The organism is Enterovibrio litoreus (assembly GCF_045679545.1).
Classification (GTDB): Bacteria; Pseudomonadota; Gammaproteobacteria; order Enterobacterales; family Vibrionaceae; genus Enterovibrio.
In genome coordinates this window covers 511,954-528,607 of record NZ_CP166195.1, presented here as the reverse complement: position 1 = coordinate 528,607, position 16,654 = coordinate 511,954, and the positions used below count along the sequence as shown (strand labels likewise).

6 protein-coding genes are annotated in these 16,654 nt (G+C 49.7%); 1 reads left to right on the top strand and 5 read right to left on the bottom strand.

From position 1 onward, the window contains the following. Nucleotides 1–19 precede the first annotated feature (19 nt). Together AB8599_RS17895 and AB8599_RS17890 are read right to left on the bottom strand one after the other, a co-directional pair. The gene (locus AB8599_RS17895; protein WP_407334255.1) at nucleotides 20–2,656 is read right to left on the bottom strand and encodes an ATP-binding protein; all 2,637 of its coding nucleotides are present in this window, start codon (nucleotides 2,654–2,656) and stop codon (nucleotides 20–22) included. 21 nt (nucleotides 2,657–2,677) lie between these two features. Beyond that, nucleotides 2,678–3,553 (bottom strand): phosphate/phosphite/phosphonate ABC transporter substrate-binding protein, encoded by an 876-nt coding sequence (locus AB8599_RS17890; protein ID WP_407334254.1) that lies wholly within the window; start codon nucleotides 3,551–3,553, stop codon nucleotides 2,678–2,680. A gap of 279 nt (nucleotides 3,554–3,832) precedes the next feature. Between AB8599_RS17890 and metC the strand changes: the two genes are divergently transcribed. Then, nucleotides 3,833–5,020 (top strand): cystathionine beta-lyase, encoded by a 1,188-nt coding sequence (metC, locus tag AB8599_RS17885; RefSeq protein ID WP_407334253.1) that lies wholly within the window; start codon nucleotides 3,833–3,835, stop codon nucleotides 5,018–5,020. A 75-nt stretch (nucleotides 5,021–5,095) separates the two neighbouring features. On the opposite strand, the gene AB8599_RS17880 is transcribed toward metC, so the two are convergent. The 3 genes from AB8599_RS17880 to AB8599_RS17870 all read right to left on the bottom strand — a co-directional run bounded on the left by AB8599_RS17880 (nucleotide 5,096) and on the right by AB8599_RS17870 (nucleotide 16,558). Continuing rightward, nucleotides 5,096–5,404 carry an antibiotic biosynthesis monooxygenase family protein gene (locus tag AB8599_RS17880; RefSeq protein WP_407334252.1) on the bottom strand — a complete coding sequence of 103 codons (309 nt, stop codon included), beginning with the start codon at nucleotides 5,402–5,404 and terminating at the stop codon, nucleotides 5,096–5,098. A gap of 84 nt (nucleotides 5,405–5,488) precedes the next feature. Next, a complete protein-coding gene (locus tag AB8599_RS17875; protein WP_407334251.1) occupies nucleotides 5,489–6,118 on the bottom strand; it encodes a thiol:disulfide interchange protein DsbA/DsbL in 630 nt (209 codons plus the stop codon). Between the two features lie 171 nt (nucleotides 6,119–6,289). Further along, nucleotides 6,290–16,558: a VCBS domain-containing protein gene (locus AB8599_RS17870; RefSeq protein ID WP_407334250.1), complete on the bottom strand. Its 10,269-nt coding sequence runs from the start codon at nucleotides 16,556–16,558 to the stop codon at nucleotides 6,290–6,292. Nucleotides 16,559–16,654 lie beyond the last annotated feature (96 nt).

Sequence of the window (16,654 nt, the reverse complement as noted above, 5' to 3'; positions counted from 1 at the left end):
TTTACCGTCATAGCGGCACTTAATGGCTGTGTATGGATGCTCGTTGGTCTGCGGCATCACTCAATGTTTGGATCAGATCTGATCGATTGATAGGTTTGGTTAAATACGCATTCATCCCAGCTTGAATTGCACGCGTATGATCTTCTGAACTGGCATGTGCGGATAGGCCAATAATGAACATTGGCGCTACTTTATGATCTTGTTCAAAAGCGCGAATTTGATGGGTGATTTCGTAGCCATCCATGTGCGGCATGGACACATCAGTGATCAAAATATCGAAAAGGTTTTGTTTGTATCGCGCAATGGCGTCTCTGCCATCGGCAAAGAATTCAATATTGTCTGCGATATCCGCAAGGTAAAGACGCAGCACATCTCGGTTGTACTCAATATCATCCACCACAATGATCGACAAGGTTTGTAGTGATTCAGGAAGCATTGGCAGCACGTTGCCTTGTAATAAGTTTGGCGATTCAGAGAGCGTTTCTTTCAACACATACTGCAATTCTGAGAGTAACTGCAACATGCGGAGAGGCTTGGCGATGAAGTGTGCTTCGGAATGATTCGCTGCCATTTCTAACTGCTTGGTTTCGGGAACGACGCCAATAACGGGACACACCTGAGTCGTTTGCCACTCGCTGTCGATGGACAGCAGTGCGACAGCAACATCGAACTGCTTCTGGGTATGTGCAATGTCTTCAATCGAGGTGAGATACGTAATCTCTCCCTGCCAATATGCAAAGTATCGGTCCAGAATAGCGCGGTGCAGGGGATCGGCATTAACAATGGCGATATTCTTACCCGACAACACACCTTGGCCAGCGTCGCTTGCTTTAGGGGCTGCCAAGGTGATGGTGAACGAAAATCGGCTGCCTTTACCTTCTTGTGATGAGATGTCTAACTTACTGTCAAACAGCTTAAGTAGGCTTTGCGTGATGGACAGTCCTAGCCCAGTCCCTTCGTAACGTCGCGTGGTTGAGCCATCAACCTGTTCAAATGCCTTGGTGACATCACCGAGTTTACTCTGGGGAATGCCAATGCCCGTGTCTTCAATACAGAACGTAAATTTAAGATAACCGCCTCGCTCTGCGGGCTCGCCTCGAATGAGTATTTTGATGTATCCGTGTTCCGTAAATTTGACTGCATTGCCAAGTAGATTATGCATGATTTGACGTAACCGGAGTTCGTCTCCGATAACGTCAGTGGTGAGCTCAGGGGGAATATCAATGACCACCGATAGTTCTTTCTTCGTTGCGTTGATAGAACATAGCGTGGCGGTACTTTCTACCAGTTCCCGAACAGAAAAGGGGGCGCTGTTGAGAGAGAGTTTACCTGCTTCTAATTTTGAAAAATCCAGAATGTCATTGATGAGCTGAAGTAAATCTTTTGCAGAGCCGTTGATGATGGAAGCGAAACTTTGCTGTTCACGCGTTAAAGAAGACTCTTTTAGCATTTCAGACATGCCGATAATGCCGTTCATGGGGGTACGTATCTCGTGGCTCATATTGGCGAGAAATTCAGATTTCGACTTGTTGGCCAATTCTGCGGATGCGACGGCTTGTTTGAGCTTTTGTTCAAAATGGTGACGTTCGCTAATGTCGCGAACAATCAGCGCGTAACGGTCTATTGTTCCTGCGCTGTTGAGAATAGGAAAGGCACTGATTTCAGCCCATATTGTTTTGTGAGTTTTGGTTAGGCATTTCGCCGTGATGGTAATGATTGCACCAATTTCCATGGCGTCAGCGATGTCATACGCCGCCTCAACGTCAGCATGCTCACCAAATAGCAGTGTTTGAGCGTATTTATCGACAATCTCGTCTTCTTCATAGCCAATCAATTCGTTCAATGCTTTGTTGGTTCTGGAAATATGGCCGTTCAAATCAGTGATCAAATAGGCTTCATGCGACTGTTCGACGATGTCCGCGAGTAATTTATTCTGCACGGCTAGCTGTTTGTACCGATTCTTTTCGTGAGAGAGTTCTTCATAGGTTTTTGCCAGCGTCACGGACATATTGTTAAACGCTCGGGCAACCTGTGCGACCTCATCGTTACCCTTCACAGGCACTGAAATACCAGGGCCCTTTTGTTGAATTTCCAATGCGCCATGTTGCAGTTGAAGCAGTTGCTTGGTAAGCAGTGAGCCAAATCCAAGTGAGAATAATGCGACCAGCACCATTTCAAGCAATGCCAATGAGACGGCGTATTTCTGCGCGTCTTGGATCAGCTGGCTAAACGCTCTGACGTCTAGCCCCAGTTCAATCTGTCCGACTTTCCATTGGTCAATTTTGATGTCAGCACGGATATCATAAATGCCATCTTTGGTTTCAGAAGGAAGTTGGTTGTAATTAGGAATATGGGTGTCGTCTGAAACGCTTGATGATTGTGCCAACAGTTGGCCTTGATCATTGAATATACGAATGTAAGCGATGTCGCGGTTGCTTGTGGCCTCTTTGCTGAAGGCGCGGAGATTCGCCAAGTCAGTGGAGATAATGGCATCTCGAACGGCAATGGCAAAGGTGTCAGACAAACGCTCACCGTTGGCGATGATTTGTTGTTCATTGGAGTCACGAAGCCAGCCGATACCCGAGGCAATGAGAATGGCCAGTAACACCACTTCGATCAGTGCGATGCCTAATATGGTTTTGAGGCGAAACGTCATCAATTATGCCCCTTTTTCTTTCTAGTCAGGGTTAATGACAGAAATATTAAGCGCTCGAACATCATCCCAGTCTGCATCGGTCGCAGATTGAAACCCCTTCATATTGAGGGTTTTTAGTGCAGCTTTTCCTTCGGGGTTATCAGCGAGAGCAACAAACGCAGCTTGCAGACGTTTCTTGGTGTCATCGGAAAGCGAGGGGTGCGTGGCAACTGCATGCGGTGTGAACCCTTCGGTGGTGAAAAGGACGTTGAGTTTCTTTTTTGTATTCTCTGGCGTTGCGCCCAATGTACGAATAATGCCACCGCCCGCATCAAACAAACCATCGGCAACGGCCAAGTAGGCTGAATCGTGAGAGCCCACATAGTAAGGCTTAAACGTGACGCCTTCATTTTTTAGGGCTGCTTGTGTTAACAAAGTCGCTGCAAACGCAGCAGGCGCGGGAAAGGCGACATTTTTACCGTCCAAGTCTTTCAGCGAGGTAGTGTTGGAGTGCTTGCTGGTGACTAAAATGCCTCTGATCCGCTTATCTTTCACGTGGGCGATGGCTTGGTAGCCCGGAGATTGATTAAACACAGTAAAGTGGTAAGGGTTCATGTAAGCCAGATGGTACTGACCAGCCGCTAGCCGCTTTTCAAATTCAGGAATATTGGGGGCGGTTGCGAAGCGAATTTGCAGGCCAGATAGCTCACTGACTTGTTTTATCACTGGGCTCCAATCACGAATGAGCTTGGCAGAAGACTGTTGTGGCACAATGCCAAACACTAGGGGTTCAGACCCATCAAGTTTCGTTGCTGCTTGGGCGGATAGCGCCGTGGCTAGCCAAATTATAGATGCAATAAGTAGGGCAATATGCCATAAAGTTATTGAGGCGAGCTGACGTTTACTGACTGATCTCATTGCAAATATCACCTTAATATAAGTATGTCCTAACTATAGTACAGTGTGTCTCTTTTGCGCTTGGCTGGCTGCATGATTCGCCCGTGAATACACCAACTTGTGATTTGGGTGTAATGGTTTTTTTGTTCGTGTGGCGAGAAAAATCACGATGCGCTTTTTTCAACGTGATGATTAGGCGCTGCAAAATACAAAGTTCTACGGTAACCTTTGGGGTTAGCAGGAATATTGGTTGTACTGAGCTCGCAAAACGAAGCTGGGCTTGGTTGAAAGGGAGATTTCATGTCATCAGAAAAACTGAACACTAAATTAGTGTCAGCAGGAAGGAAGAAACAATATTGCCACGGCAGTGTTAACAGCGTGATTCAACGTGCTTCGTCGATTGTTTTTGAGTCAGTTGAGCAAAAGAAATCCGCCACCAAGCAGCGGGGCGAACGAGGGCTGTTTTATGGTCGTCGCGGTACCTTGACCCACTTTGCATTTCAAGATGCCATGACAGAGTTAGAAGGGGGGGCGGGTTGCGTCTTGTATCCTTGTGGTGCAGCGGCGATAGCCAACAGTATGCTCTCATTCGTTAAGGCCGGCGATCACGTACTGATGACAGGTGGCGCTTATGAGCCGACTCAGGGTTTTTGCAACACGATATTGGCTGACATGGGTATATCGACCACTTATTACGACCCCATGCGTGGTGCAGATGTAGCAACGCTGATGACGCCAAACACCTCGGTGGTATTTTTGGAAGTGCCTAACTCCATCACCATGGAAGTGCCAAATATTCCCGCGATTGTCAGCGCTGTTCGTGCAGTTAACCCAGATGTGGTGATCATGATTGATAACACCTGGGCGGCGGGTATTTTGTTTAACGCGTTCGAGCACGATATTGATATTTCTATTCAAGCGGGCACGAAATATATCGTGGGGCATTCTGATGCCATGATTGGAACCGCGGTAGCGAATGCACGTTGTTGGGAACGTCTTCGTGAACGTTCCTACTTGATGGGACAAATGGTTGATGCCGATACAGCCTACATGGCATCTCGTGGCCTTCGCACGTTAGGTATTCGTCTTAAGCAACATCACGAGAGCAGCATTGCGGTGGCGACATGGCTAAGTGGTCACCCTGACGTGGCGCGAGTGAATCATCCTGCCTTGCCTGAAGCAATAGGGCATGAAAACTATCTGCGCGATTTTTCTGGAAGCTGTGGTTTGTTCTCATTCGTGTTGAACAAGAAGCTGACTGATGAACAAATCGCTGCGTATTTGGATAACTTCACGCATTTCAGCATGGCGTATTCGTGGGGTGGGTATGAATCTTTGATTCTGGCGAATCAGCCCGAAGAGCTCAATGCCATTCGACCCGCTGGGCCTGTTGATTTTGAAGGTACGCTAGTACGTGTGCATATTGGCTTGGAAGACGTTGAAGATTTGATTGCTGATCTGCAAGCGGGTTTTGAACGCATTGCCTGATTGAGCAATGCGGCAAACGAAAGAAGCGGAAAGGATTCCGAGAAAAACACAAAAACGGCGCAATGCGCCGTTTTTCTATGGGATAGGTTGTCGGGTTTTTACTGATTCATAGTGTTCGACCGTCGGAAACGGGTCATAGAAATGATGAAGCAATGCTTTCCATTCCAAATACCCTTCTGATTGCCTAAAACCCTCAGTATGGTCTTCCAATGTTTTCCAATTCACCAACAGCACATAGCGATTCGCCTGTTCCATGCATCGGCGCATATCATGGCTGATATAACCGCGTTGTGACGCGATAATGGCTTGTGCCTTGGCAAAAGCTGCTTCAAATTCTGCCTCTTGTCCGGGAATGACATTGAGTATGGCGACTTCTAGAATCATCTTCTCTCCTTGAACATCATCGACGCGCAATCGTCTTGGCGTTGGTCGCTAAAACAATCCTCCTAGACAAAGCAGCGCGTATTTTTAATTCGCTTGGCTGTCTTTGTTTTTCAGCATTTTCAATGTTGCAGCCAAATCTTCAGCGCTATCATGAGCACTGGTATTGACAATGTATTTGCCATTAACAAGGAAAGTAGGTACTGAAACAATGCCCGATTCAGTGGTGATTTGGTCTGCTTCTTCTAGCGCAGAAAATAGCTCGGCTTGTTGTGTTTCGTTGAGATCGTACGGGCTAGTTAAGCCGAAATCTTCAAATACTTTGCCCAACTGCGCTTTGTTTTTTTCAGCGTCATCTGTCTGCCCTTCTTGGACATACTTAAATAGAGCTTGAACCAGTTCTTCAGACGGTTTGCCATCAGTTTGAGTGACGGCGGCATAATAGATCAGTGCTGCAAAGGTGGCGCTTTCATTGAAAGTGACATGGGCTTTGCCGATGTTAACGCCGGCAGCGGCTTCAATGGTGGGGATAGCACTTTCCATGGAACGACAGTGGCCGCAAGAAAGACTAAATACTTCGGTCACAGCGGGTAAATTTTCCACAGTAACAGGCACTTCTAATGTGGTGTATTTTTCAGAAGCAGACGGAGCATCATCACTGCAAGCGGTCAACGCAACAGCGGCAAAAAGAGGCAGTAAAAATCGTGTTAGTTTCATGTTTGTTCATCACTTTCTGTTAGCCAGCACCAGGCCAAGCGGGAAATTAAGAACAGGGATTATAACGCAATTTTTGCGGCTAGTAGGTTAGGAGAATGTAATAAAAAAGCCAGTCAGCGAACTGACTGGCAAAGGCTTAGCGCAGGCTCTTGGGCTTATTGTTGTTTTAGGTTAATCAATGATCATCTTGCTTTGCATGACCATTGCATCGATGACCGAGGTGCTGACTTGCTCTGATGTCATGCCGGAAATGTCGACGCTATAGGCGGATGCCATGTCTTCCAAACTCATGTTATCGAAGACAACTTGTTGGTCGACGCTGCCATCCCCGTTGGTTGAAATATTTAACACGGCATGGCCTTCACCGTCGTCTATCAATGATAAAAAGCTTTCGAGCGTGTCAGCTTGTTCGGCTTGCAGTAAGTCAGATAAATTAATCGCATCTTGCGCGGTATCAAAATCGGCAATGTGGTCAACCGCAGGCTCGTTGGATGTGCCTTGGTCGCCATAAAGGAAAGCAAAGGTATCTGACCCCGCGCCACCCGCCATGACGTCATTGCCTTGCCCGCCGAGGATCAGATCATCGCCGAGTCCACCATCAATGAAATCATTGCCCGTGCCACCAAGAATGATATCGTGACCTGCGTTACCCAGAAGAACATCTGCGCTGTTGCTTCCTGCGATGCGGTCATTACTGTCACCGCCCGAGAAGGTCACATCGTCAAGTGAAATGACATCAGACAACGATTGGCTGAGACCACTCAGAGAGGCGTTAGTAATTGCGTTCTCTGAACCGCCAATCGTCACATTGACTTCGGTTTGTGCCCCGTTGGTCGCCGTGAGTGTAATGACTTCGGTAATAGTATCGTTGTCGCCCAATGCAGGTGTCGAACGTGGGTCCAGAGTGTAGGTCCAACTTCCATCAACCAACTCCAGTGAGCCGTATTGTCCACTGACCGTCGTATTGGCAAATACAGCTTGGCTATCGTTGGCGTCGACATCGAGCAATGATAGTGTGCCATGAGCCGCTAGCGAAGCAACGGCACCATCGACAAAGTCGGAATATGCCATTGAGCTTGGTTGGTTGGGTGTATCTCGAATGTACTCCATTGAAATACCCGGTGTGATAGTTGGCCCATCAATCTGGATAATCACTTTTCCTTGTTCGTTTGCATCGTATTCGTAGCCGCCGTCCCGGTCTAAGTCCACATCGAGAACCGCGAAAGAATAAATGTTGCCGCTGCTGTCTTGGTAATCAAACTGATAATCATAGGAGGCGGTGTATAGCACGCCGTTGATTTCCACTTTTTGTGATGAGTCTTGAACGTACTCGTTTGAATAGGCATCACCATCCATTCGGCTGTCGGTATCATAAATTCGGATAGTAGAACCTGAGTCATGGAAATTCAGTGTCGGCTCGTTACCGATGTACTGCATATCGCCACCGGAGAACGAATAACCATCACCGAGCACAAAGGCATTGTTGATGTCTATGTAATCCTGCGTTGCTGAGTCAGGCGCGACAATGGTGGCGGAATTTGTTCCCACCACAAACGGCGCATCATCAGTGCCTGTCACCGAAATAACCACATTTTGCGTTGTGCCATCAGTGGCGGTGAGCGTGATGGTATCCTGCACAAAGTCCGTGTCCGACAGGACTTGAGATTTGACAGGATCCAGTGTGTACGTCCATTCGCCATCGACCAGGGTGAGCGAGCCGTATTGGCCGTTAATGGTAGTATTTTCAAACTCGGGCGTGTCATCGGCATCCACGTCAGAAATCGAAATCGTCCCACTTACCTTGATCACATCATCCGCATCGCCTTCGGTTACGGCACCCGAGAAGACGCCCGTCACAATCGGCGCATCATCGGTGCCTTGAATGGCAATCACGATTTCATGTTTGCCACCTTCGGAGTCCGTGATGACGATGGTTTCTAATGTTTCTTCGTCAATCGCCGAGGCTTTGTCTGGGTCAAAGGTATAAGTCCAGTTGCCATTGGTCATGGTTAACGAACCAAACTCGCCTTGAACGGTGGTGTTTGGCAGCGTTGGCGTGTCGCCAGAATCCACATCCGAGACAGACACTGAACCACTGGCGGTAATCGGGCTTTCCTGCTGTTGGGTGGCGGTGACGTAGAAGGTGACATCGTTGTGGTCTCTATCACCCCCGCCAACGATATCTTCCCAAGCGGAATAGGTGCCCGAATTATACTCGTAGTCATAGCCGCCATTCTTCGATGCATCAGAGACAAAGGCAGTGCCTGATGCGCCGGATTGAGAGGCCGTCACACCGCCTCCCCCAAAGCTGAGGCTGACACTGCCAACATTGAAGCCTTTGCTGTCGCCATCTGGGATTATAAACAGCCCGACTTTTTCGCCGCCTGCGGTGTTGATGTTAACGCTGGTGCCGTTGGTGTAATGGGCATTATCAAAGATGATGGCTGCGCGAACGACATTACCGCCTGCATCCAGCACGTAGTAACCCACACTGTTGCTATAAGAGGCGTCAGAGCCAACATTGCTCAAGTTAAGGTATAAGTTATCGCCATTGCTAACATCCCACGTACCGTCACTTCCTCGACCAACCGTGACGTTTTGAGAAGAAGCACTCGTATCGGTGATGGTTGCTGTTGATGTACCTGAAAGCACGGCAGCATCATCTGTGCCTGTGATATCGATAACAATATCTTGGGTCGTGCCATCAGAGGCGGTGACGGTGATGGTGTCTTGCACCACCTGTCCTTCATTCAGTGACTGAGTGGCGTCGTTGTTCATGGTGTAGGTCCACTCGCCGTTCACCATTTCCAGTGATCCATAAGTGCCGTTGTGACTGCTATTAGGGAAGTCTACCGCATCACCATCAAGGTCAGTCACCGTGAGTGTGCCGCTTGCGGTGATGGTGTCTCCAGCATTACCTTCTGCCAAGGCTGCGGTAGTCGTGCCACTTATCTCTGCCGCATCATCCGTACCTGTCAACGAAATCACGATGTCTTGTGTTGAGCCATCGCTAGCGGTCACCGTGATGGTATCCGTGACTTCTTGGTCTTGATTGAGCGATTGAACCGCATCGCTGTTGACCGTGTAGGTCCATTCGCCGTCCACCATCGTAAGGCTACCGTATACACCCGTGATGGTTTCGTTGGTAAAAGTCGGCGTTTGGTTCGAATCAGGATCCACGATATTGAGTGTTCCTGAGGCGCTTTGTGTGCCCACATCTTCTATGATCGCCGCGGTGGTATCGCCAGTGATCACAGCAGCATCGTTTGAGCCCGTTACCGAGATAACGATGTCTTGGGTTGTGCCATCAGTCGCCGTCAGTGTGATGGTGTCTGTTGCGGTTTGGTCTTCTCCCACAGATTGAGATTTATCTGGGTCTAGGGTATATGTCCATTCCCCGTCAGTCAGGGTTAACGAACCGTATTCTCCTTCAATCGTGGTGTTTTCAAAGGAAGGTGAATCCTCACTGTCGACATCAGAAATGCTGAGTGTGCCAGACACCGTAATGTCTGAGTGGTTGCCAAAGTCGAGCTTAACCGTTGTTGACTGACCATCGCCATCGACAAGGTAGTAACTTCCATCGGATGTTTGAACAATAACCGGTGGTGTCATGTCATTTTCAATGTCAGTGATCGTGGTTTGAAGCACGAAATCACCTTCTTGATTGATGGTGTAAAGGTCAACACCCTCGGTGGCATTAGGCATAACAAATACGGGCTCGCCATCGACGTACCCGGCAGATGACATATACGCACCGTCACCGGACACGGTGTCGGTCAATGTCATTGAACCATTTGCACCAACTTCAAATATGGACGCGTTATCACTGCCGCCACTTGATACAATCGCATAAGTGGTACCATCACCTGTTTGATAGAAGTTAACGGAATTCCCGTCACTTAGATCAAGTTGTTGGCTGTCGACGAGCGTCAGCCCTCCAGTGGCACTGTTTACGGAATAGATATTGATGCCATCAGTGCTGCTGGACGCGAGGAAGGACTGGCCATCAACAGTCACAATGTCGACCCCTGACACGACATCACCTGCTGCGATCGAATTGCCTGTTTCGGCGAATTCGCCCGTTTCAGGGTTGTAAGTGAAGGTATCGATCGTGTCGCCTTGTGGTCGGGTGACAAACAGATATTCTGTGCCATCCTCCGCTTCAAAGGTCACATTCTCGCGCACAATCCCAGTTTGTGAATTGCCAAAAGTGATCCCTCCATTGTTGGAAAATTGTCCGTCGGCTGAAATTTCCCATGCGGTGATCGACCCACTGTTCTGAGAGGTCAAAAAGAGCGTGGGCTGACCATCAATGTTAGAGACATTGGACTGCGTCAGACCGTTACCCAGCGCACCAATATTGATACCTGCCTCTTGCAAGGCTGCCGTGATGTCGCCACTGGAGGTTGAAATTACTGTACCCGCGGTATTATCGTAAGTAATGCGGTCGGTTTCGGTTAAAGAACCATCATTTTCTACGCGCGAAATGATGGTCGTTCCGCTGTATCCAAACGAGGTTGAAATCACGAAAGGCACACCATTAATGGTGGTGCTGGTTGTATTCCAAGCACTATTGCTATCGCCTGTCGTTACCTCTCCTGATTGGATGTTCCCACCCTCAGACGCATTGAGGCTAAAGCCACTTGCATCAACACTCGCGGTGAAAGTGCCACTTACTTCAGCAGCATCATCTGTACCCATTACCGTGATCACAATGTCTTGCGTTGTGCCATCAGAGGCGGTGACGGTAATGGTGTCTGTGACTTCTTGGTCTTGATTGAGCGATTGCGCGGCTTCTTGATTGAGTGTGTAGGTCCATGCTCCATCAACCAAGGTCAGCGATCCATATTCACCCGCCAAGGTGCCATTCGGAATGGTTGGCGTGTCGCCGGTATCCGCATCCGTGATCGTGATGGTGCCTGACGCGGTTTGTGCGCCCACGTCTTCAGTGATCGCCGCGGTGGTATCACCGGAGATCACGGCAGCATCATCAGCGCCTGTGACATCAACGGTGATCTGCTGCACCGTGCCGTCCGAGGCGGTCAGGGTGAACACCTCTTGCTCGGTTTGGTTATCGTTAAGTGCGTTGGCTTTAGCTGGATCGATGGTGTAAGTCCATGCGCCGTCCGTTAGCGTAAAGGTGCCGTAGTCACCGTCGATCGTGGTGTTGGTAAAGCTTGGCGAGTCACCGTCGTCCACGTCAGAAATTGACAAGGTGCCTGATACGCTGGTTTCTGGTGAGTCTGCACCTAAGTCAATCCCGCCAGTGGTGACACCGGTGACCACAGAGGCATCGTCACTGCCTGTTACTGTGATGGTGATTTGGTGCTCAGAACCATCCGACGCAGTGACCGTGATAGTGTCGGTCGCAGAATCACCTTCACCTAACGACTGGGCTTTGCTTGGGTCGACCGTGTACGTCCATTCACCGTCGGTCAGAGTGAGGCTACCGTATTCACCTGCCACCGTGCCGTTTTCAAGGGTGGGTTGCACCGTAGCATCAGGGTCGTTGATGTTGATAGAACCCGATACCGAAGCCTCGCCACCTTCAGCCACGCTTGCCGTGAGATCCCCGGTGACCGCAGCGGCATCATCCGTGCCTTCAACAGTCACGGTGATTTGATGGGTCGAACCATCAGAAGCGGTTAAGGTGAAGACATCGTTCGCAGATTGGCCAGCCGGTAACGTCTGCGCTTTCTCTGAATCGACGTTGTACGTCCAATTTCCATCCACCAAAACAAGTGAACCGTATTCACCTGCAATCGTGGTGTTGTCGATGGTCGCGGTTTCGCCGTTATCGACATCACTAACATTTATCGAGCCTGAGGTTGAGGCATTTTGGTCGGTCACATCCCCTGTGGTATCGCCAGTCACAACAGCCGCATCGTTCATGCCTGCAATGGTGATAACGATGTCTTGCGTCGTGCCATCGGAGGCCGTGACCGTGATGGTATCGGTTACGGTGTCGCCATCAGCCAATGATTGAATAGACGCGCTGTCCGCCGTGTACGTCCATGCGCCATCCACGAGCGTGAGCGAGCCATATTCACCCGCCAACGTACCATTCGGAATGGTTGGCGTGTCGCCGGTATCCGCATCCGTGATGGTGATGGTGCCTGACGCAGTTTGTGCGCCCACGTCTTCAGTGATCGCCGCGGTGGTATCACCGGAAATCACGGCAGCATCATCAGCGCCCGTGACATCAATGGTGATCTGCTGCACCGTGCCGTCCGAGGCGGTGAGGGTGAACACTTCTTGTTCGGTTTGGTTATCGTTAAGCGCGTTGGCTTTGCTTGGATCAAGGGTGTAAGTCCATGCGCCGTCCGTTAGCGTAAAGGTGCCGTAGTTGCCTTCAAGGGTGGTGTTGGTAAATGTTGGAGTGTCATCTGCGTCTGCATCTGAGATGGAAAGGCTACCAGAGACTGAATTGGCGTCGGTGACATCTACATAGTTGATAGAATTCACGTCGGTATATGAGCCTTCAACAACATTGAGATTGGTACCAGGCAAAATGTCTGGGCCACCAATTTGAACCAACAGTGTCGTGCTAGTTCCGTCACCATTGTCGATTGATAAGACGCCCATGGTGAACACATTGTCGTAGACGTCTGTGTATTCGACGGTTGCAGTGACAGTAACAGGGTAAGACTGACCGTCGAATTCGATGGTTTGGTTTGCTGAGTTGTTTAGCTGACCATCACTGTCTGTAATGGTCGCGCTGAATCCCGCTGAATCGAAATGCATGGAGTTAGGCTGTGAATTGGCGTTGAACTGTTCGCCATCCACATCGATATCATCCCCCAATACAAAAACATTGTTTATTGTGATTTCTGGCACAATCTGCGCGGTGACATTGCCTGTGAAATCGCCACTCACAACGGCGGCATCATCTGTGCCTGTAACTGAAATCACCAGTTCATGGGTGCCGCCCATGGAATCTGTGATGGTAATGGTGTCGGTGACTTCTACGCCTTCACCCAATGCTTCGGCAAGCTCTGGATCTAAGGTGTAGGTCCAGTTGCCATCCACCATGGTGAATGAACCGTATTGCCCTTGCTGATTGGTATCAGGCAGGGTTGGATTGTCATTGGTGTCTGGATCGCTGATAGAGAGGCTGCCGCCCGTTGTGTACGCGCCCGTTTCATCGCTAACGCTGCCACTGGTCTCACCGCTCAATACGGCGGCATCTTCGCTGCCTGTAATGGTAATAACGATGTCATGCACTGTGCCGTCAGAGGCAGTAATGCTGATGGTGTCGCTGGTGGTTTGGCCTTCATCTAAGTACTGCGCGAGATCGGGGTCTAGGGTGTATGTCCAGTTACCATCGACGAGGGTTAGCGAACCGTATTGTCCGTCAGTTGTGCCATTTGGCAGTGTGGGATTTTCACCCGTGTCCACATCGATTAAATCAACTGTGCCTGTCACCGTGAGGGTTCCACTACCTTCCACGATTGCGCCAGTCGTGTTACCGGTGAGCACAGGCTCTTGATCCGTGCCAGTGATGGTGATGGTGATGTCGTGAGTCGAACCATCAGATGCCGTGATCGTGATAACATCTGTTGTCGTTTCTCCTTCAGGCAAAGAGGCCACACTGTCAGGGTTCAATGTGTACGTCCATTCGCCATCTACCAACTCGAGTGAGCCATAGTTTCCTTCGACAGTGGCGTTCGGCAAAGTGGGTGATTCACCCGTATCTGGGTCAATGATCTGAATGAAACCTGTCGCGGTGAGATCATCGCCGTCGGTCAAGGTGCCAATGGTATTCCCTTGAAGGAAAGGATCGTCATCGGTGCCAGTAATACTGATCACAATGTTCTGTTGTGTGCCGTCACTAGCGGTCAGAGTTATAACGTCAGTATCTACTTCGCCCGCATTGAGTGTGCTGGCGGCTTCTTTGCTCAAGGTATACGTCCATTCGCCATCAACCAGTTCTAGCACGCCGTATTCGCTTTCAATGCGGGTGTTTTCGAACGTGGGGGCGTCGTCGGCATCGACATCTGAAATGTTAATGGTTCCTGATACAGACAGGGTGTTACCCGTGGTTGTATCCACGAGGGATTGACCAAACTGACCACTGACGACAGGGAGATCGTCGGTGCCAGTAATGGTAACGGTAATGTCTAATGGCGTGCCATCTTGGGCGTAGACAGTGATGGTGTCAGGAAGCGGATCTCCTGCATCCAAGGCATCAAAGGTGTTGCTATGGGCGGGATCTGTCGTGTAGGTCCAGTTGCCCGCGGTATCAATGGTAATGTCGCCAAACTCGCCAGTGAATGTGCCTGCTTGGAAGGTGCTCTGACCTGTGTCTGCATCCGATACATTGACACTACCTGATGTTGATAATTGGCCATCGGCTTCGGCGACAGACACCTTGGTCATTCCACCAAACACTGCCACGTCATTGGTGCCGTCAATCGTGATCGTGATGGTTTGAATGGTGCCATCTTCCGCGCGAACACTGAGCGTGTCTGTCAGTTGCTCACCATCGCCTAAGCGATTGATCGCACCTTTGTCGTCTGAGGTGACGTATGTCCAGCCTCCGTCGGCATCAATGGTGATTTCACCCCAACGTCCTGCAATGGTTTGCGGGGTGAACACATTGTCATTGCCATCAACATCCGTCGAGGTCAATTGGCCGCTGGTGGACAGGGTGCCGTCGGCTTCGACGATCGTACCAACAATATCGCCGGCAATCTGCGCCGGATCGTTTGTCCCTATGATGGTGACAAGAATGTCAGTTTCTGTGCCATCAACTGAGCGCACTGTGATGGCATCAACGCGTTGTTCGCCTTCTTTAAGTGTATCGAGCGACGTGCTTTGAGAGGGGTCCGTGGTGTAGGTCCAATTTCCCGCACGATCAATGGTGACAGAGCCAAAATCGCCCAGATAGGTACCTGCTAGCATGAAGGATTCACCTGCATCAGGGTCGACGATATTTAATGAGCCATTAACGCTGAGCACGTCATTGGTTTCATACACATCGCGGCTGGTAATCGCGGAGAATACAGGCGCATCATTCACACCCTCAATAGTAAGGACGATTTGCTGTTCAGTGCCATCTTCCGCGCGTACCGTGACGACCTCTGTGAGGGTTTCTCCTTCGGCTAAGCGTTCAATAGCGCCCGTTGGGTCGGTGCTTGTATATGTCCAGTTGCCGTTCTCATCGATGGTGACTTCGCCACGAGGTGTGGTGAGTGTTTCCGCGATGAAGGCGTTGTCGTTACCATCAATGTCAGCAGAGGTAAGGGTGCCAGAAGTCGACAGTGTCCCGCTGTTGTCAGAGACGGTGGCGGTAATGTCACCGCCGATAATGGCATCGTCATTGGCGCCATTGATAGTGAGCGTGATGGTGGTTTCTGTACCGTCGACGGAGTAGACGGTGATGGTATCTGTTACCTTTTCCCCGTCCGTCATCGAGTTGATGGCCGCTTTATTGCTGTTATCTACTGTGTATGACCAGTTCCCAGCACGGTCAATAATCACCGTTCCCCATTCCCCCTTAAACGACCCAGGTTGCATAAAGGACTCGCCTGCGTCGGGGTCAACAATATTGATCGAACCAGCTGCCTTCATGATGCCGTCACTTTCCGTTATTTCGCCGGAACTTATGGCAGAGAAAACGGGCACGTCATTGCTGCCTTCAAACGTCAGGGTAATACGTTGTTCGGTGCCATCGGCAGCTCGTACGGTGACATATTCGTTAAGGGTATCCCCTTCACCAAGCCTTTCGATTGCTCCCGTTGGGTCGGTCGATGTATAGGTCCAGCTACCATCTTCATTGATGGTCATTTCGCCACGCAGTGTTTGAATGGTTTCTGCAATAAAACGGTTATCTGCCCCGTCAGCATCACTGGAAGTGAGATTGCCTGAAGCAGTCAATACATCGCCATCTGTAATGGTGGCCGAAAGATCCCCCGAAATTTTTGCTTCAATGTTCTCTTCTTGAGCATTTGATGCGCGATTGAACAAGTTGGCATATCTCGCAGAGCTGAGCGATTCGACTTGGGCGCCGGTTAAACCGGCGGCAAATAATCCGCTGGTGTCGAACATTTCGATGCCGCTGACTCCGCCTCGGTACCCATTCGATTCAATGATGACTTGTTCACCAGCGGAAGAACTATTGAGTTCTTCGCCTGCTGCGGTTTCAGTGTCTTCAAGTTGCGTTGGATCATCTCCTTCTTCCAATGCGGCGATAATACTTTGCACATCAGAAGGTAAATCTAGGCTATCGAACCCTTCATCGTTAAGCAGCAGTGCTTCATCCAGCACGTCGACTTGTTCGCCATCCTCAGTCACTAGCCATGCATTTTTGCCGTTTGGCACTGAAACTAGATCGCCAGTTTGCAACTGCATGTTTGCTTGAGCTGGACTGATTTGACCATCCGGTTTAACCACAAATGCCTGTCCAACAACTTGACTGAGAACCAAGGTGATAGCCATAAAGAACTCCCGTTAGTTTTTTGCTTCAAAAGTGAAGCTAAAGATTCATATGTGACTCATTGATTAAACCTAGTACACAAATTTCACTGCTGATAA